We start from the raw sequence: 19,068 nt of genomic DNA on the forward strand, positions 1-19,068 counted from the left end.
CCTCTTCACAAATTTTAAACCCACCATCTATTTTAATATCTAAAATTAATTTTTTAAAACAAAATATTTAAATTAATCTAACCAATGTAAAAAGTAATGAAATATAAAATTCTTGAAAGACCGGATTGTGAAAAAGCATTTGAATTAGTCGAAGAGGCATTACGAAAAAGAGCCACAATAATAATTTTTGCATGCTGCAAAGTGGAGTACGAAGGGCGTGCTTTAAGTCAGCTGAATTGGGGAGAACGCATAATACTAATCAAACCTGACGGATCATTTCTAATACATCAGGACAAAAAAGTAGAACCTGTAAATTGGCAGCCTCCAAAATCCAAAACCAGGCAATACCTGAAAGGAGACAGACTTATATTGGAAAGCCACAGAAGAACACCGAAAGAACTGTTAAGCGTTGAAATCAGACAAATCCAATTTATCAATTATGCGAATGTTGAAGACTTTGAAGAGCTTGAACAGGCAGGATATGAAAAGGACATGAGCGACATGATTATGGAAAGACCACACATTATCGAAGAAGGCTTTACTCCTAAAACAAGAGAGTACAGCGTGGAACACGGATTCATTGACATATTGGGTAAAGATAATGATGGTAATCTGATGATTTTAGAGCTAAAAGCAAGAAAAGCAGGCGTCAGTGCAGTAAAACAACTGAAAAGATACCTGGACGATTTTGAAAATAAAGAAAATGATTATCTGAAAGAATGCAAAGCACAGAAAAAGAAAATTAGAGGCTTACTTGTGGCACCATCCCTTATGGAAGATGCTCGAGAATTGATTGAAGAGGAAGGTATTGAATTTGTAAGTGTTGAACCTCCTCGTGAATTAAAAAGAGATAAAAAAATAACATTGGATGCATTCTAATTCAAGACCGCATCGTCAATTCTTTTCATTTCATCTTCATAATATTTCTTAGTGTGTTCATTTGCAGGAATTGATGTGGTGAGATGACATTCCTTTTCCAATTTGTAAATTAAATAATTTTCATCATCAAGGTCTATTGTTGAATCTTCATCCAGCAATTCCAAATTATCCAATTCATAAATGATATCATCAAATTCCTTTTGTTCCAATTCAATGACATCATCCAATTCCATTTCCTGAATTTTAGGATTTAATTGAAATGCAATTGCTACAAATCCATTCACTGTTTTATTTGAAATGTCAAATTGTGATTTTCTAATTTCATCCATACTAAATTTAATATGAGTTATAGTTGATTTAGTTACTGGGATTTCTTTTGATAAGCCTATTTGATTGATTTCATATGAATTTTTCCAATTTCCAAGTTTATAAACTGCATAATTTATATCATTAACATTAATTTTTTTATCATCAGACATTTGAATCACTCTTACTATTATATTATAATCATTTACTTTAAATAATATAAGTAATAAAACTAAATTTTAATGGAGGTTAATCTGTGAAAAAATGTCCTGAATGTGGAAATCCTAGTTATGATGGTGCTCCAGTTTGTGGAAATTGCGGTTATAAATTTCCCAAACCTAAAGTAAAAGCTATTAGAGAAGAGGATATCTTCGAAGACAGACCAATAATAAATAAAAATGGAAATGAACCAAGTACATTACAAATTTTAAAAGACAATAAACTTGTTATTGGTGCCATTTTACTTATAACAATTATAGTGATTGGTATAATTATAGCTACAGGACCAGCTACCGAAACATCAACTAGTGTTGATGGAGCTCAAAAATATTCAAACGCTGGCGTTTCATTCACATATCCATCAGATTGGAGTGAAACAAATGGAAGCGATGAATTACACGAAGATGCAATCTTCTTTGAAGGTAGCAATGGTACTTTTATTGAGTATTACACTGTTTCTAGTGAATTTTCATCAATATATGAAATAAATAGTCAGAGAATTAGTTCTGCTCAAGAAAATGGAGATTACATAAATACAATTCAAACAATTCAATTAGATGGAAAAAATACGTCTGATGTTGTCTTAGAAAACTACGATGGTAGTTATACAAGATATGTATCATTATTATCTAATGGTAATTTATATGTATTGAAATTTAATGGAAACACATTAGATTCTGTTACATCTAATGAAACTGAAGCTGTATTACAATCTATACATATTGAATAGTATGAATACTTTCATACTTTCAATTTAATTTTTAAGCATAATATGACTAAAATAAAGATAGCTTTATGTCAAATGAATGTTATTGACAATAAGCAGGAAAATATTTTAAAAGCAACTTCGATGATTAATGAAGCTGCTAGTTTCGATTCTGATTTTGTTGTTCTTCCAGAAATGTTCAATTGTCCTTATTCTAATGAAAAATTCATTGAATATGCTGAAGAAGAAAAATTAAGTTCTACTTTAGATATTATTTCTAAACTAGCCAAAAAAAATGAAATTTATATTTTAGCCGGATCAATTCCTGAAAAAGAGAATTCGAAAATATACAATACAAGCTATCTCTTTGACAGGAAAGGAAAAATAATTGCAAAACACAGAAAGATGCATCTTTTTGATGTGGATGTTAAAGACGGAATCTATTTTAAGGAATCAGATACATTAACACCAGGCAATGAATTCAATGTTGCTGAAACAGAATTTTCTAAAATAGGTATGGGAATATGCTATGATGTCAGATTTCCGCAATTAGCCCAAATAAATGTTAAAAAAGGCGCTGAAATTTTATTCTATCCAGGTGCGTTCAATATGACAACCGGCCCTGCACATTGGGAATTGCTGTTTAGATCAAGAGCTTTGGATAATCAGGTATTTTGCATAGGCGTTGCCCCTGCATTGAATGAAGATGCTGATTATCACAGCTACGGCCATTCAATTGCTGTAAATCCTTGGGGAGAAGTAATTTGTCAGCTAGAATATGGGGAAGAATTAAAAATTATAGAAATAGACTTGGATGAAATAAAAAAAGTTAGGGAAGAAATCCCTGTTTTAAAAAATAAAAGAAATGATTTATATGAAATAATCGAAAAATAATTATCTCATTTTTTCCAATCTTTTAACAAACCAGTCTTCTTTTCCCGGTTTTTTCTCGGACAATACTTCAATAGCCTTTTCAAGAACAGCTATTTCATTGTCATCCTGACGCAATTTTCTATATAAAACAGCTAATCTTTTATATGGAGCGTCCTTATCAGTTCCGGAATCGACATATTTTTCATATTCTTTGATTGCTTTTTGAGGATTGGTCTTTTCCATTTCTTTAATAGTTTTCATTGGAATTGTACTTGATACAACTTTGCCTTCAGCTTTTGCCTTTTGAATCTTTTCAGCTTTTTTAATTGCCTTATTACATGATTTTTTGAAGTCTTTTTCAGATTCGGCACGTCTGGCTTTTTTGATTAAGTCAATGGATTCATCGGATGCCAAATCAGCACAGGCATAAATTGTTGCTAATTTTACACCCCAATCTTCATCATCCAGACCTTTGGCAATTGTATCCAATTCCCCGTGAGCCTGAAGTTCGCCTAAAGCACGGATTGATACCTTCCTAACACCAAAATCTTCATCGCTTACTGCTTCGGCAAATAGAGGAATAGCTTTTTCATTATTAGTTTCTTTTAAAGCGAATGCTAAAAATCTTTTATTTTTTCCTGTTTCAGATGTGAATTTAGAAACTAATCTATCGAATGCGACATTGCCCATATTTCCTAAAATTTCAGCAGCTTTAAATCTAACCTGTGCATTTTCATCAGTTGTAGCTTCAATTAACGGATCAATAGCTTCTTCATCAGTTACACCAATTAATGATTCAATGGCTTCTTTTCTAATACTTACATCTTCATTTTGAAGATTTTCTATCGCTTCAGTCATTGTTAGATTAGACATTTATATAACCTCTAATGTTAATATATTAAAATATTAGATTTTGTAAATATATAATCTTTTAAGAAAAGGATTGCTGATAATATGATTCAGGAGCAGACTAAAAATTATTCAAAAAAAGAGATTTATAAAACCCTCCACCCATGGGTTAGAAAATGGTTTGACTCCAAATTTGAAGATTTTACTCCTGCTCAGAAAAAATCAATCGTCGAAATCCATAAGAAGAATAATGTATTGGTTTCATCACCGACAGGCTCCGGGAAAACATTGACTGCATTTTTATCAGTCATCAGCGAGCTTACAGCATTATCCGAAAAGGGAAAACTTGAAGATAAAGTTTATTGTATTTATATCTCCCCATTAAAGGCACTGGACAATGATATTGAAAAAAACCTGGATGAACCTTTAGAGGAGATAGAAAAACTTTCCGGGAAAAAATTGGGCATCAGAAAAGCCGTGAGAACCGGAGACACCACACAATACCAAAGACAGAAGATGCTTAAAGTACCTCCGCACATTCTCATTACAACACCGGAAACATTATCAATTCTTCTTGTAGCACCAAAGTTTAGAGAAAAATTAAGTCATGTGAAATACGTGATTATTGACGAGATACATTCTCTTGCTGAAAACAAACGGGGTGTTCATTTAAGTTTATCCCTTGAGAGACTGCAGCATCTGGTTGGTGGCTTTACAAGAATAGGGCTTTCTGCTACAGTCAGTCCCATTGAAGAAGTTGCAAAATTTTTAGTGGGATATGAATATGGTGTTGAAAGGAACTGCAGCATAGTTAACATAAACTATCTCAAGGAACTGGATATGGAAGTGATGTGTCCTGTCAGCGACATTACAATAGCTGATGAAGAGGATACCCGTTTAGGATTATACAGCTTGCTTGATGATTTAATCCAGGAAAACAAAACAACACTGATTTTTACAAATACCCGTAGCGGAACAGAAAGATTTGTCTATAACCTCAAAAAAATGTTTCCAATGAATTACAACAGCGAAAACATCATGGCACACCATTCATCCCTTTCCAAAGAAGTCAGACTGGAAACTGAAAATAAACTGAAAGAGGGTGAGCTGAAAGCGGTCGTATCATCAACATCCCTTGAATTAGGTATTGATATCGGATACATTGACTTGGTTGTACTTGTTAATTCCCCAAAATCCGTATCAAGAGCCCTTCAAAGAATAGGCAGAAGCGGACATAAGCTGCATGAAAAGTCAAGAGGAAAAATCATCGTGACGGACAGAGATGATCTGGTGGAATGTTCTGTTCTTTTGAAAAATGCCAAGGAAGGCAAAATAGACAGGATTCAGATTCCGACAAACTGTCTGGATGTTTTGGCACAGCATATCTACGGAATGGGAATCGAAAATCCCTGGGATATTGACTATGCATATGATGTTATCCGCAAAAGCTATTGCTATAAAGATTTAAGCAGAGATGACTATGAGGACGTTCTGAGCTATTTGGCCGGAGAATACGGTGCACTTGAAGAAAGATACGTTTATGCAAAAATATGGATTGATTATAATGAAAATACCTTCGGCAAGAGAGGAAAATTAGCCAGAATGCTTTATTCAACAAATATCGGAACTATTCCCGACAGTTCAGGGGTTTTGGTTAAATGTGATGGTGAAACTGTAGGTAAAATTGAAGCGGAATTCATGGAAAGACTTAAAAAGGGTGATACTTTTGTTTTAGGTGGAAACACTTACAGATTCAATTACGGCAAAGGAATGACAATTAATGTCAGTCCATCCAGTGGACCGCCAACGATACCCTCATGGTTTTCACAGCAGCTGCCATTGTCCTTTGATTTGGCAATGGACATACAGCGATTTAGGGCACATATGGATTCAATGTTTCAATACAGAAGAAGCAAGGAAGACATAATGGAATTCATCTACGATTATCTCTATGTTGACGACTTTGCGGCAAATTCCATTTATGAATATTTTGTCGAACAGTTCAAGTATGCTCAGATACCGAGCAACAGAAAATTACTGATTGAATATTACCGTGGTTTTGGTGACAGACGCTTTGTAATATTTCACAGTTTATTCGGAAGAAAGGTAAATGATGCGCTCTCCCGTGCAGTAGCTTACCTTGTGGCAAGAAGATACAATATGAATGTTACAATATCCATATCAGACAATGGATTTTACTTGAGTTCCGACAGTAAAATTGGCGGACTGGAATCATTTAAGGAATTAACTCCTGAAAACTTCAAGCCGATACTTACACAGTCCCTTGAAAAAACAGAAACCCTGGCAAGCAGATTCAGGCATTGCGCCGGAAGGTCACTGATGACTTTAAGGAAATACAAAGGCGAATCCAAATCAGTAGGCCGCCAGCAGGTGCGTGGAAAGATATTGCTTAAATTCGTGCGGGAAATGGATGAGAATTTCCCTATTTTAAAGGAAGCTAAAAGAGAATCACTGGAAGATTATATGGATGTTGAAAATGCTCAAAAAGTAATAGAATGGATTGCCTCAGAAGAAATGGAAATAAAAACAATCAATACTGTAATACCAACCCCATTTGCTTTTAATTTAGTTTCTCAAGGATATCTTGATGTATTGAACCAGAATGACCGTGCAGAATTTACAAAAAGAATGCATCTGGCAGTGCTTGAAAAAATTAAAGACAAATTATCGGATATCTATTAATCAAAAATCATATTTAAAAGATGAATATATAAATTAATGTAGTTAAAAAAATAATTTCATTAAAAAGGTGAAATAATGACTAAATGGAGTGCAGTGATTATAGGTTTTATATTAACCGTTATGGTAAGGGCATTTATTCCACATTATGAGTTCATCGGATTACTTGTTGTAGGATTCATTGTAGGTTACATTGCACACTCAGGAACCCTTGGAGGACTGTGGAATGCTGCTGTTGCAGGTGCTTTAGGCACAATAATAACTGCAATAATATTTATTTTTATGGCAACATTTGGTGGAAGTTTAACTGGAATCTTTGGAGGGCTAGTCGGATTTACCGTATCCGGAGTAGCAAGTTTGATAGAAGTTGTAAAACAACTGATTTATTATGCAATAGTAATGGGAATTACTGGAGCGGCAGGAGGATTTTTCAATTCAAGAAATAAGGAGTAAATAATATGGCATTAAAAGGGGATATTGATTGGAAAGCATTAATTATAGGTGCTGCGGCATCAGCAGCAATGGTAATTATAGGATCTTATGGATATGACTGGGCATACCTTTTCGCATCCATCGGTTTATTATATGTCGGATACACGGCAATCAACATAAAATATGGTGCTATTCTCGGTGCATTAGCTTCCACACCAATTGTATATCTGATGTTTCAGGGAGCACTCGGAGAATTCAGCGGAGAGTTCTTTACATCACCTACAGGAACAGTCAGTGTTGTAGTACTCATTCTTCTTATAGGTGCATTAATCGGATTTGTTGGTGCATGGGCAAAAAGAGACCGTGTAAAAGCAAAGGAAGAGTACGAAAAAAAACAGAAAATTGGTAAAAATAAAAATAAAAAGAAAAATAATAACTAAAATTATGTTATTATTTTTTCTAATTCTTCTTTTTCAATTGCATTTTTGATTTCAAGAGCAATTCTTCTACCCATACTCATAGGTTTACCGTAAGTTAGGTATGAGTAAGGAGAACCGTCCATAAATGTATTTGTTCCACCATCAGTTCTTGCACTGATTTCAAAACAGATTACCTCAAGGTTATCGTTGACTAATGTTTGCATACAGAACGGACCGTTTAATCCAGGTTCAACTAATTTTTTAGCGCTTTCAACCAGTTTATCCGCCATGTCAAACACTTGTGGAAGTAATGATTCTCTTATTACAGCAGGGTGGTTACCTGTTACAACATAAGAAGGACTTAAATCAATGTCAAGTTGGTCTTTTGCAGGCATTCTTACAAAACCGTCAATACTGGATTCATATCTTGTATCCATACCCATCAGTTCAACTTTATCTTCCAGTGCTGAGTAGAAATAGTGTATACAGTAATTACATCCTGAAACATATTCTTCAATGTGTGCTGCTTCGACATCAGAATCTTCTAACCATCCACGAGATTTCATAGCTTCAATTTTAGAGTCGAATTCTTCTGGAGATGATGCTACAAAGTAACCTCTTCCTCCTCTTGCTCCAGGGAACTTGACCATTACTGGCCTGTCAATTTGTGATGGGTCATCATACTTATAAGGAATACGGACATTACCTTCAACAAGCAATGCTCTTTCTTTATCTCTTTCAGCTTCCCATCTTAAAACATCCCTATTACCGAACATAGGAACATTGAACTTGTCTTCAACATTATCCAAACCTGCGTAAGCAACAAAAGAACCGTGTGGAATGACAATTGCATTCATATCTCTTAATTGCTGTTGAACATCCTCATTTACAATGTCTTTGAATTCATCAACAATAATGTATTCATCAGCTACATCAAATCTCTGATATGGGACTTCTCTTCCCTTTTCACAGACAATAGCTGTTCTGAATCCTTCCTCTTTTGCTCCTTGTAAAATATGTAAAGAAGTGTGGCTTCCAAGGGTTGCAAGGGTTATTTCATCTTTATCATATTTACTTAAAATCTCCAAGATATCTTCTTTTTTAACTTCTCCCATAATAACCAAATCCTTGATTAGATAATATATTTTATATATTTATAAATTAATAACTCTTTTTATTTGAACAAATGATTAAAAGCAATGATGACAAAAATATATTTGAGGATAAAATTATGCTAATAGGATTAATTTCAGATACACATATTCCGGATAGGGCCAGACAAATTCCAGGAAATGTTTTGGAATCATTTAAAGATGTTGATTTGATAATACATTCCGGAGATTTAACTACAACAGCAGTCATTGATGAATTGGAAAAGATTGCTCCTGTGACTGCAATTCAGGGAAACATGGATAGAGTTGCAGGTCTTGACCTGCCAACATCACAAGTCATTGATGTGGAAGGCGTGAAAATTGGAGTTGCCCATGGAGAAGTCTATCCAAGGGGAGATACCCAGCAGTTATTGTATTTGGCAAGAGAACTGGACGTTAACATACTCGTTACGGGCCATTCTCATCAGCCGAAAATAGAGCAGGTTGAGGATGTTTTACTTTTAAATCCTGGAAGCCCTATTGTTCCCAGGCTAGCTGACAGGACAGTTATGTTGCTTGAAATTAATGATAAGAATGTGGATGTAGAGATAGTTAAGATTGGTGCGCCTGTATGCAGTGCACTTGATTTTAATCAATATCCGAGGGATTGAAATGGGAAGCAAATGGCAGATGGAAAGAAAAAAAGACCCTTACTACAAAAGAGCTAAAGCAGAGGATTATCGTTCAAGAGCATCATATAAACTCAAGCAATTAGACAAGAAATATAAAATCATTAAAAGCGGAAATACCGTTGTTGATTTAGGTGCAGCACCTGGTGGCTGGTCACAAGTGGCATTGGAAAAAGTTGGTGAAGAAGGAATTGTTGTCGGTGTTGACTTGAACCGTATTGGGGCACTTCCAGAAGAGAATTACTTCAGAATTAAAGGAGACTTCACCACCGAAGAGGTACAGGGAAAGATTATGCGCGTAATCGGCGGTAAGGCGAAAGTTGTCATGAGCGATGCCTCACCGGAATTGTGCGGCATTAAAAACCTGGATCAGTTAAGATCCATTGATTTGACCAATTCTGTTATCGGAATAGCCGACAATATCCTGGAACATAAGGGAAATCTTGTCATGAAAGTATTTCAGGGACCGGAATATAAGGAAATGTTGGATGGGCTTAAAAAGAAATTCAGACAGGTCAAAACTACAAAACCACCATCATCCCGTAAAAAAAGTTCAGAAATGTACGTTGTTGGCTTAGGTTATAAACATCGCATAAAAAAATAAAGAAAAAGAAGTTTAAAGATTTTCATATGCTTGATGAGCAGTAGCCAATTTTTCTTTAGCGAACTCAATTCTACTATCGACATCATTTGATGGTTTGCCTGCATCCAGTGCAGATTGGACATTGTCAATAGCTGAGGCTGCTCGTGAAAGTTCTATTCTAGCATCATTATATTTTTGAATATCATCAGAATCACCAGCATAATAAGTTGATTTTATGGAATCGAACTTGGATTCCAAATCCCCATATTCAGCTTTGAGTTGGGCCAAATCATCATACTGATTTCCGGAAGATATTTCATCAGTAATTGACTCATTAACGATACTAAATCCAACATAAGCAACTACAATGATTGTTGCAATAATCATGATAATTCCAACAACAGAAATTAACATAGAAGTGGATTTGAATAAGCTTAGTCTTGATTTTCTCATATTAACCTCATTTCAATATATTAAATATATAATTTATAAATTTTAATATATAATTTTTACCTAAAAAATTCTTTTTATTCCTAAAATTGAATCAAAATCACTGTCAAATGATACTATTTTGTTTATTCCCAAACTTTCCATAGACTTAAGTATAGTGCAATCAGAATAATTGATAGCCCCATTATAGTGTAAATATAAATCAATAGCATCATTATATTCATTGCTGTTTAAATAATGGATATCGCAAGAATTTAATATTATTTCAATAGATTCTTTAATAATGTATCCTTGTTTGATTTTTTTACATTTGCTTAAGAAATTGATTGTTTCTGTAAGAACCGTATTATTAATAATCAAGTTCCCGCCATCAATCAAACCGATTAGTTCATTTGCACGAGGATTGTTAACATCATTAGTCAGCAATAATCCCACAAGAAACGAAGTATCAACAAAAATCATAGCTCCCGTCTTCCCAATTGTTTTTTGATTTCAACTGAATCAGTAGTGTATGGTAAAGTAATGCTATTCGCCAAATCCTTAAGGGATCCTTTTTTATTGGGCTTTTTTGATTCGGATAATCCCTTAATAATCCATAATTTAATCAATTCTGTTTGGGTCATTCGTGATTCGACTGCAAATTCCTTAATTTGATATATTAAATCTTCATCAAGTCTTAACGAGATCTGTTTGGTTGCCATGAAAACACCTTTTGCTACATTGGTAGCAATATATATTTATATATTAATATATAATTTTTACTTTTCAAATGCTCTATGCAATTATTTTTTAAGCATGAAAACTTAATGTAATATTAATGAAATCTACTACTAAATCACAAACATTAATTACAAAATTTGAAGAATTTTTTGCAACTTCATATAAGGATGATGTGTTTGAAATTCTTGAAACGTACCCGGATAACAGATCGCTGACCGTGGATTATAATATTTTGGAAGTATTCGATCCAGACTTGGCGGATTTGTTGGTTGAAAAACCTGAAGAGGTTATTGAAGCGGCACAAATAGCTGTTAAAAATATTGACCCTCTGGCGAAAGATGCTGATTTAAACATTCGTTTTAAAAATCTGACCAATATTATACCATTAAAGATACTGTTAAGTAAATATATCGGAACATTCGTTGCTGCGGAAGGAATCGTTAGGAAAACAGATGAGATAAGGCCACGTATTGAAACTGCAGTCTTTGAATGTAGGGGATGTATGCGTCTTCACGAAGTTGAGCAAACTTCCGACAGAACAATATTGGAGCCTTCATTATGTGGAGAATGCGGAGGAAGGTCTTTCAGACTGCTTCAGGAAGAATCTCATTATATCGATACTCAAACCGCAAGAATGCAGGAACCTTTAGAGAATTTATCCGGAGGAACCGAACCTAAACAAATGTTAATGATTTTGGAAGATGATTTAGTAGATGAATTAAATCCAGGGGACAAAGTAAGAATTACTGGTACTTTAAAAACATTTAGGGAGGAGCGAAGCGGAAAATTCAAAAATTACATTTATGTAAATCATATCGAACCTTTAGAACAGGAATTTGAAGAGCTTCACCTTTCAGAAGAGGATGAGGAAGAAATCCTGGAATTGTCAAAAGATCCCAATATCTATGAAAAGATAATCAAATCAACTGCACCATCAATCAGAGGATATCGTGATGTAAAAGAAGCTATCGCATTGCAGTTATTCGGTGGATCTGCAAAGCAATTGGAAGATGAAACCAGATTAAGGGGAGATATTCACATCCTTATTGTTGGGGACCCTGGTATCGGTAAGTCCCAGATTCTTAAATACGTTTCCAAACTGGCTCCGAGAAGCATATATACCAGTGGTAAAGGTACCACAGGAGCAGGTCTGACTGCAGCGGCTGTAAGAGACGAACTAGGTGGATGGTCACTGGAAGCAGGTGCATTGGTTTTAGGAGACCAGGGTAACGTATGTGTTGACGAACTGGACAAGATGAGGTCTGAAGACCGTTCAGCACTTCACGAAGCTTTAGAACAACAGACCGTAAGTATTGCAAAAGCAGGTATTATGGCAACTTTAAATTCGAGATGTTCTGTGCTTGCTGCTGCAAACCCTAAATTCGGAAGATTTGACAGATTCAAAGTACTGGCTGATCAGATTGAATTGCCACCCCCAATTCTATCCCGTTTTGATTTGATTTTTGTCGTTGAAGACAAACCAAGCAGAAAAGGGGATTCAGAATTGGCTCAGCACATTCTTAATATTCACCAGTCAAATACTGTTGATTATGAAATCGAACCAGATTTACTTAGAAAATACATCGCATATGCACGTAAAAACGTCAATCCCGTTTTAAGTGATGAAGCAAATGAAGTATTGAAAAATTTCTATGTGGATACGAGAAACAGCAGCGGCAATACTGAAGAAAACTCCGTTGTTCCAATTACTGCAAGACAACTTGAAGCTATTATTCGTTTAGCAGAAGCCTGTGCCAAAATGAAATTAAAAGAAGTTGTTGACAAAGAAGATGCTAAAAAAGCAGTCAGATTGCAGATGGCATGTCTCAAGGAAGTCGGAGTTGATCCAGAAACTGGTGAGCTTGAAGCTGACATCGTTGGCGGAGGAAGACCTAAATCTGAGAGAGACAAAATGGGTGTTATAGTTGACGAAGTAAAATTGCTTGAAGAAGAATATAACGGCCAGGCCCCTGTTAATGTTTTAAAGAACAATATGGAAGAAAAACATGATGTGAGTGAGGATAAAGTCGAAAATCTCATTAGAAACCTAACGCAACGTGGAATCTTATACGAACCAGGTGCAGGATATGTGAAAAGAGTTTAAAAAATAAGTATAGGTATTGAATAATGATTTTAACAATAACTTAATAAATGATTAAAATCATAATTAATATATTATACTTATACTGATTTTTACGGAGTGATAATATGGATAAATATGAAGATTTATTAGAAAGAGCAATAGACCAGTTACCTCCTGAAGTATTTGAACACAAAAGATTTAAAATTCCTAAAGCTTATTCAGATATCCAAGGTAATAGAACATTCATTAAAAACTTTAAAGAAGTGAGTGAAGGATTAAATAGAGATCCTCAACATTTATTAAAGTTCTTAATGAGAGAGTTAGGTACTGCAGGTAATGTAGATGGTGCAAGAGCAATATTGCAGGGTAAATTTACCCATTACTTAATTAATGAAAGAATTGAAGATTATGTGGACAAATATGTAATTTGCCACGAATGTAACAGACCAGATACTAAAATTATAAGAGAAGGCAGAATATTCCTATTGAAATGTTCCGCTTGTGGTGCAACCGCTCCGCTCAAACAATTATAATTTTTTATCTTTTTTACTTATTTTTTAAATGATTTTTATGTTTTGTATAGAATGCGGAAGCGAAGATAAACAGATGGTTGGGGAAATCTGCATAGATTGCTTTTTAAAAGAATTTGAAATGATTGAAATTCCCGAAAACATTATTGTTGAAATATGCAGCCATTGTAACAGCCGTTTAGAGGAAGGAAAATGGAGCGAATCATATCTTCCGGAAGAAGAAATAATATATCGTGCTCTTGAGAGAAATATAAAAATCAATGATTTGGTTGAAAATGAAGAAATCAACCTTGAAATTGACCAGATTAAAGGCACAATAGCTAACTGTTTTGTTGAAGTTGTTGGTGATGTTTATGGAGTTTCAATTGATGAAACACATGACACTCAGGTAAGAATTCAAAAAACCGTTTGTCCAACATGCAGCAAACTTCAGGCAGGATATTACGAATCAGTTATCCAATTTAGAGCAGACAAAAGAGAGATTAAAGCTGAAGAATATAAAAAGGCGGATGAAGTTGTCGCAAGAACGTTGGATAAGCAGGCAAAAGTGGATAAACTAGCTTATTGTCCGCAGATTGCCAAATTAAAAGAAGGTTATGATTACTATATTGGATCTTTAAAGACGGGAAGAAAAGTTGCCGAAGCACTGAAAGAGGAATTTGGTGGAGTCATTAAAGAATCACCAAGACTCATCAGCGAAGACAAATCAACCGGAAAAGGTCTTTACAGAATTTGGATTTCTATTAGGATTCCTGAATTTGAAATCAATGATATTGTAGAATATGAAGATAAGATAATACAAGTGAGTGACATTGACAAAAATAGGGTTGTGGGAACAGATATTAAGACAAACAAGAAGCATAACATTCCAATGAAAAGTTTGGAAAACATAAAACTCGTTAAAAAAGAATCAGAAATAGAAACCACAACAATAATATCAATGTCTCCAAAAATAATCCAAATTTTGGATCCGAGTGATTTTTCTGCAGTCGATTTGGAAATGCGGGATGAATTTAAAGATTACAATATTGGTGACGAAATCAGAATTATTAAAATTGATAATTACATTTACTTGATTAAATAAGTGATAAAATGAATATTGAAGAAAAAATTCAGTTAATTGAAGAAGGAACCCTGGAAGTTATAGACCGTGAAGAACTAAAAGAAGTGCTTGAAAAAGACCAGCCTATAGCTTATACAGGTTATGAACCTTCAGGTAAAATCCATTTAGGGCATGCTGTAACTGTACAGAAACTTAAAACCCTACAAAAATTAGGTTTTAAAATTAAAATATTGCTTGCAGATTACCATGCATTTTTAAATGGAAAAGGAACAGTTGAAGAGATAGCGGAAACTGCCGAATACAATAAAAAATGTTTCCAGGCATTAGGTCTTGACGAAACAACCGAATATGTTTATGGCTCATCTTTCCAATTAGAACCTGATTATACTGATAAAGTTTATAAATTAGCTACATTAACTACATTGAAAAGAGCTAGAAGAAGTATGGATCAAGTAAGTCGTGCAGATGACAATCCTAAAGTAGCTAGCGTGATTTATCCGATAATGCAGACTGTAGATATGGCTGCACTTGAAGTGGATATCGCATTAGGCGGAATGGAACAAAGAAAAATCCAAATGTTAGCCCGTGAAAACCTTGAAAAAATTGGTGAAAACGTTCCAGTATGTATCCACACACCATTATTGCACGGTCTTGACGGTGACGCTAAAATGTCTTCAAGCAAAGGAAATTATATTGCAGTAGATGATTCAGTTGAAGAAATCACCAAAAAAATCAATAAAAGCTACTGTCCACAGGGAGAAATTGAAGGAAATCCAATGATTGAAATTGCAGAAACCTTTGTATACCCAAATCAAGATACTTTACTTATCAAAAGACCTGAAAAATTCGGAGGAGACATTGAATTAACTCACGACGAATTAATTAAGGAATTTGGTGAAGGCAACTTACACCCAATGGATTTGAAAAACGGAATTAAAGATTTCTTAATTGAATTCTTTGCTCCGGTTAGAGAATATATGGAGGAAAATTAAATGGTCGAAGAAAAAGAAGAGTTCGAAATGGGTTTACCGAACGGCGTCGGTGAACAAATGCTTGCTCATGCATTTGAAAAGTTTGATATTAAATTGGAACAAACTGAATTCGGTCCTAAAATTATTGGAGAATACGATGAGCTTGTTAAAGTTAAAGAATTTTTAGCTAATGCGATTGCTGAAAGGATAAAAGAATTAGAAGGATAATTATTCTTCTTTTATTTATTTTTTATGAAAAACTATAAAAACTACATTTCATACATTTTAGGCCTATTTGTAATGACAATAGGCATAGCATTTTCAATTAAATCTAATTTAGGAATATCTCCAGTCAGTACAATACCATACACCATGACTGTCATCTGGGGCGTTGAGATAGGAATAGCCACAATCATTTTCCATTGCATACTTGTTTTAATTCAGTACATACTGCTACAAGACAGATTTGGTATGAAAAACTTGAGCCAGATACCTGTTGGGATAATATTCGGGTTTTTTACAAGTTTCTCTGTTTATATATTATCTTTCATTCCAGAATCAACAAGTTTCTTAATATCGTTAATATATATGATTATCAGTATTTTTACAATAGCATTTGGAATATTTCTGTATTTGCCACCTAATCTGATACCTCTTGCAGGAGAAGGTGCCATGCAGGCCGTTTCAATTGTTTTTAATAGAAAATTTTCAAACGTTAAAATCGGATTTGATGTGACAATGGTGGTGATATCCGCAATAACATGCCTATTTTTCATACATTCCCTGGGCAGCGTTGGTTTAGGAACGATTATTTCAGCCATTTTTGTTGGCATGGCACTGAAGTTAATTGTAAAATTATACACATCTGTTACTGGAAAAACGGTTGATTTAAAGTCAATGTAGACCATTTTAAAAAAATCATCAACATCTTATAAACAATACCTCCCATTATTTTTACACAGGATTTTCAACACAAAAATTAATAAAATTTATTCAAGCATACTTTAATAAATAAATAAAATTTAAAAAATATCAAATATACTTTATAGTGTTGCATAATCAGCCAATATAAAAAATTTTTTGATAAAACTTAAAAATAAAATTATAAACACCCCAATTAACACCAAAATAATTTTAAAGCAATATTATTAAAAATCACTCATTTAAAATAAAGTATAACGACCCATATATTTACCCAATTTATCAATTTAACTTTAAAAATACCATAGTTTATATAGTATAAATTAATACTTTTTAATTAAGTGAAGGTGATTGTATGAAACGATTTACTAAAATGGAATATGATAATCCAGACGAAATGGTTTTTGGTTTTGCAAAACACCCTGTAAAAACAAAGTATGATATCGAAATCGGTGCAGGATATGTCAATCCAATTATCAAAGTAGCTCCTAAAGAAGGCAGTGAAAAGTCAATGGAAAGTATGGTTGCAGAATGTAAAAATATTGCCATCAGCGCATGTCAAAGAGCATTGAATATAGGTTTGCCTTCTTTCATAATAGAACAGGAACACATTGCTCAACAGACTGCAAATCCCGAATGGGCAGGCGCCTGTACGCAGGCACAAGTCGAAGTGCTTGAAAAATTCCATGACGAATATGGGATAAAAGTAGCGCTTAAAGCAACCCCTGCAGATATTAGGGATGAAGAAAAGGGATCAGACTACAGAACATCACAGCAATATCAAAATGTAATGGAATCTGTAGAACAGTGCTGTGAAAATGGCGCATCAATAATCTGTATTGAAACAACGGGAGGAAAATCCGTTTCAGATTATGGAATATCAAGAGGAGATCCAAGAGCAATTCTCTTTGGTATTGGAGTATTGGGAAGTATCGATATGGAATTTATGTGGGAGGAAATTGTTAAAATATGTAACAAACACAATGTGATTCCTGGAGGAGATACGAACTGTTCACAATCAAATACAGCAATGTTTTTGGCAGGAGGATTGCTTGATAAAGACTGTTCACATACATTGGCAGCGATAGCTAGAGGTATTGGTGCAGGAAACAGTTTAGTTGCTGTAGAATGCGGTGCAAAAGGACCTCTTAAAGATTGTGGATATGAAAATCCTATTGTTAAAGCAATAAGTGGAGTGCCAATTGCAACCGAAGGTAAAAATGCTGTGTGCGCACATTCAGATTTGATGGGTAACCTGATTGCCGGAATATGTGACTGCTGGAGTAATGAATCCGTTTATCACAGGGAAGAAATGGGTGGAACAACACCAGAAGTTTGGCTGCAGGCTACCGGATTTGAAGCTTCATTAATGAACACCGCAATCCAAACCGGTGAAGAAAAAACTCTAAGAGATTTATACACATTAACAGACAAATACAGAGATCCACAGGCATTAATCTTAGCATATGACAACGCATACAGAATAGGTCAGGCCATTGTTGAACATGGTGAAGACCCATATCAAAGAAGTATCGCAGCGGCTCTGGAAGTCGGAGCAATAATTCAGGAAGCAGTAGATTCTAAAAAGATGCAATTGACCAGATTTGAACAGGACAGCCTGGACAGTGCAATGAGAACATTCAGAAAATTGCCAGAAGACTCTGCCAAATTCATAAAACGTAGCGTAAGAAGATATGGTCGTAAAGTTGAAGATTTCGACCCTAAAAACTATGAATTATAAATGAGGGATTGAAATGAGTTATAAAGATTTAGAAGATAAAATTAACCAAGAAAAAATATCTGTCAGATATAATGTCGTTGCTGAAGGTGCAGCAATGAAAGCAGAAGATTATCCTGAAGTTAAAGAAATCCTTCCAACAGACGAACCATTCAGAAAAATTGCATTGGAAATATTATATGAAGATAAAATCAATGCACTGAAAGACGTTAAAAAATCACTTGATGATGGTGTTTCACCAATTGAATTAATTAACAACGGTTTGATGAAAGGAATTGATGCTGTAAGTACACTATACACCAAAGGAGTTTATTTCTTACCTGATTTAATGCTTGCCGGAGATGCTATGATGGAAAGTGTTAAAGAATGTGAAAAGGTTCTAGGACGTAAAAGCGATACTAAAGGAACAGTGGTCTGTTTTGTGGCTGAAGGAGACCCTCACGATATCGGTAAAAACTTGATTTTAATGTTTTTAAGAGCTGGAGGATATGAAGCTATAGACTTAGGTCGTGACGTTCCTGCCCAAAGAGTCGTTGAAGCAGTAAAAGAACACAATCCGTTATTCATGACAGGAACTGCCCTTATGACCACAACAATGACTGCATTTCCAAAAGTTGTTGAAGCACTTGAAGAAGCAGGTCTTGAAGTTCCTGCTATCGGATGCGGCGGTGGAGCAGTCCGTAAAGATTATGTGGAAACCATGCCTATGACCGTTTACGGTGTAGAAGCATATCACACTCCAAAACTAGCTGATGCAATATTAAATGACAACAAAAACTGGGAAGATTTAAGAAAAGAATACAGTGACGTTGTCGGCGAATTCGTATCAGAATATGCGAGTTAAAT

General features: G+C 34.6%; 22 protein-coding genes. 16 read left to right on the plus strand and 6 right to left on the minus strand.

Annotated features, from left to right (window positions below):
• Nucleotides 1-96 precede the first annotated feature (96 nt).
• Entirely contained in the window at nt 97-879 is a 783-nt protein-coding gene (gene nucS / locus IJQ68_RS03550) for an endonuclease NucS (RefSeq protein WP_292797033.1), read from the plus strand.
• Here the strand turns inward: nucS and IJQ68_RS03555 are convergent.
• A complete protein-coding gene (locus IJQ68_RS03555) occupies nt 876-1,358 on the minus strand; it encodes a hypothetical protein (protein ID WP_292797036.1) in 483 nt (160 codons plus the stop codon). The genes nucS and IJQ68_RS03555 overlap by 4 nt on opposite strands.
• Nucleotides 1,359-1,441: 83 nt before the next feature.
• Between IJQ68_RS03555 and IJQ68_RS03560 the strand changes: the two genes are divergently transcribed.
• A complete protein-coding gene (locus IJQ68_RS03560; RefSeq protein WP_292797038.1) occupies nt 1,442-2,134 on the plus strand; it encodes a zinc ribbon domain-containing protein in 693 nt (230 codons plus the stop codon).
• Between the two features lie 42 nt (nt 2,135-2,176).
• Nucleotides 2,177-3,004 carry a carbon-nitrogen hydrolase family protein gene (locus tag IJQ68_RS03565; protein ID WP_292797040.1) on the plus strand — a complete coding sequence of 276 codons (828 nt, stop codon included), beginning with the start codon at nt 2,177-2,179 and terminating at the stop codon, nt 3,002-3,004.
• Here IJQ68_RS03565 and IJQ68_RS03570 read toward each other — a convergent pair whose 3' ends face one another.
• Nucleotides 3,005-3,856: a HEAT repeat domain-containing protein gene (locus tag IJQ68_RS03570; RefSeq protein WP_292797042.1), complete on the minus strand. Its 852-nt coding sequence runs from the start codon at nt 3,854-3,856 to the stop codon at nt 3,005-3,007. It lies immediately after the preceding gene.
• A gap of 81 nt (nt 3,857-3,937) precedes the next feature.
• Between IJQ68_RS03570 and IJQ68_RS03575 the strand changes: the two genes are divergently transcribed.
• The 3 genes from IJQ68_RS03575 (at nt 3,938) to IJQ68_RS03585 (ending at nt 7,404) form a co-directional block, all read left to right on the plus strand.
• Nucleotides 3,938-6,535, plus strand: coding sequence for an ATP-dependent helicase (locus tag IJQ68_RS03575; protein WP_292797045.1), 2,598 nt, complete (start codon nt 3,938-3,940; stop codon nt 6,533-6,535).
• A gap of 75 nt (nt 6,536-6,610) precedes the next feature.
• Nucleotides 6,611-6,985, plus strand: a complete 375-nt coding sequence (locus tag IJQ68_RS03580) for a DUF5518 domain-containing protein (protein WP_292797047.1) — start codon at nt 6,611-6,613, stop codon at nt 6,983-6,985.
• A 5-nt stretch (nt 6,986-6,990) separates the two neighbouring features.
• Nucleotides 6,991-7,404, plus strand: a complete 414-nt coding sequence (locus IJQ68_RS03585; protein ID WP_292797050.1) for a hypothetical protein — start codon at nt 6,991-6,993, stop codon at nt 7,402-7,404.
• A 2-nt stretch (nt 7,405-7,406) separates the two neighbouring features.
• On the opposite strand, the gene IJQ68_RS03590 is transcribed toward IJQ68_RS03585, so the two are convergent.
• On the minus strand, nt 7,407-8,498 hold the full coding sequence (locus tag IJQ68_RS03590; protein WP_292797053.1) for a formate--phosphoribosylaminoimidazolecarboxamide ligase: 1,092 nt from the start codon (nt 8,496-8,498) through the stop codon (nt 7,407-7,409).
• Between the two features lie 116 nt (nt 8,499-8,614).
• Between IJQ68_RS03590 and IJQ68_RS03595 the strand changes: the two genes are divergently transcribed.
• Both IJQ68_RS03595 and IJQ68_RS03600 read left to right on the plus strand, forming a co-directional pair.
• The gene (locus IJQ68_RS03595) at nt 8,615-9,145 is read left to right on the plus strand and encodes a YfcE family phosphodiesterase (RefSeq protein WP_292797055.1); all 531 of its coding nucleotides are present in this window, start codon (nt 8,615-8,617) and stop codon (nt 9,143-9,145) included.
• 1 nt (nt 9,146) lies between these two features.
• Nucleotides 9,147-9,767: an RlmE family RNA methyltransferase gene (locus tag IJQ68_RS03600; protein WP_292797058.1), complete on the plus strand. Its 621-nt coding sequence runs from the start codon at nt 9,147-9,149 to the stop codon at nt 9,765-9,767.
• Nucleotides 9,768-9,779: 12 nt separating this feature from the next.
• On the opposite strand, the gene IJQ68_RS03605 is transcribed toward IJQ68_RS03600, so the two are convergent.
• The 3 genes from IJQ68_RS03605 to IJQ68_RS03615 are packed head-to-tail and all read right to left on the minus strand — an operon-like array spanning nt 9,780 to nt 10,897.
• Nucleotides 9,780-10,199: a hypothetical protein gene (locus IJQ68_RS03605; protein WP_292797060.1), complete on the minus strand. Its 420-nt coding sequence runs from the start codon at nt 10,197-10,199 to the stop codon at nt 9,780-9,782.
• A 60-nt stretch (nt 10,200-10,259) separates the two neighbouring features.
• Nucleotides 10,260-10,658, minus strand: coding sequence for a type II toxin-antitoxin system VapC family toxin (locus IJQ68_RS03610; protein WP_292797063.1), 399 nt, complete (start codon nt 10,656-10,658; stop codon nt 10,260-10,262).
• Nucleotides 10,655-10,897, minus strand: coding sequence for a hypothetical protein (locus IJQ68_RS03615; protein ID WP_292797066.1), 243 nt, complete (start codon nt 10,895-10,897; stop codon nt 10,655-10,657). The genes IJQ68_RS03610 and IJQ68_RS03615 overlap by 4 nt, the downstream gene beginning before the upstream one ends.
• A gap of 116 nt (nt 10,898-11,013) precedes the next feature.
• On the opposite strand from IJQ68_RS03615, the gene mcm reads away from it, so the two are divergent.
• The 8 genes from mcm (at nt 11,014) to mtaC (ending at nt 19,066) form a co-directional block, all read left to right on the plus strand.
• Nucleotides 11,014-13,020: a minichromosome maintenance protein MCM gene (gene mcm, locus IJQ68_RS03620; RefSeq protein ID WP_292797069.1), complete on the plus strand. Its 2,007-nt coding sequence runs from the start codon at nt 11,014-11,016 to the stop codon at nt 13,018-13,020.
• Nucleotides 13,021-13,124: 104 nt separating this feature from the next.
• Nucleotides 13,125-13,532 carry a translation initiation factor IF-2 subunit beta gene (locus IJQ68_RS03625; protein WP_292797071.1) on the plus strand — a complete coding sequence of 136 codons (408 nt, stop codon included), beginning with the start codon at nt 13,125-13,127 and terminating at the stop codon, nt 13,530-13,532.
• 28 nt (nt 13,533-13,560) lie between these two features.
• Entirely contained in the window at nt 13,561-14,613 is a 1,053-nt protein-coding gene (locus tag IJQ68_RS03630) for a 60S ribosomal export protein NMD3 (protein WP_292797073.1), read from the plus strand.
• Nucleotides 14,614-14,621: 8 nt separating this feature from the next.
• Entirely contained in the window at nt 14,622-15,584 is a 963-nt protein-coding gene (locus IJQ68_RS03635) for a tyrosine--tRNA ligase (RefSeq protein ID WP_292797076.1), read from the plus strand.
• Complete coding sequence (locus tag IJQ68_RS03640; protein WP_292797078.1) at nt 15,585-15,791, plus strand: hypothetical protein; 207 nt, start codon at nt 15,585-15,587, stop codon at nt 15,789-15,791.
• Nucleotides 15,792-15,863: 72 nt separating this feature from the next.
• On the plus strand, nt 15,864-16,466 hold the full coding sequence (locus tag IJQ68_RS03645) for a YitT family protein (protein ID WP_292797080.1): 603 nt from the start codon (nt 15,864-15,866) through the stop codon (nt 16,464-16,466).
• A 373-nt stretch (nt 16,467-16,839) separates the two neighbouring features.
• Nucleotides 16,840-18,225: a methanol--corrinoid protein co-methyltransferase MtaB gene (mtaB, locus tag IJQ68_RS03650; RefSeq protein ID WP_292797082.1), complete on the plus strand. Its 1,386-nt coding sequence runs from the start codon at nt 16,840-16,842 to the stop codon at nt 18,223-18,225.
• A gap of 13 nt (nt 18,226-18,238) precedes the next feature.
• The gene (gene mtaC / locus IJQ68_RS03655; RefSeq protein ID WP_292797084.1) at nt 18,239-19,066 is read left to right on the plus strand and encodes a methanol--corrinoid protein MtaC; all 828 of its coding nucleotides are present in this window, start codon (nt 18,239-18,241) and stop codon (nt 19,064-19,066) included.
• The last annotated feature ends 2 nt before the right edge of the window (nt 19,067-19,068 follow it).

This window comes from Methanobrevibacter sp. (assembly GCF_017447225.1).
Taxonomy (GTDB): Archaea; Methanobacteriota; Methanobacteria; order Methanobacteriales; family Methanobacteriaceae; genus Methanocatella.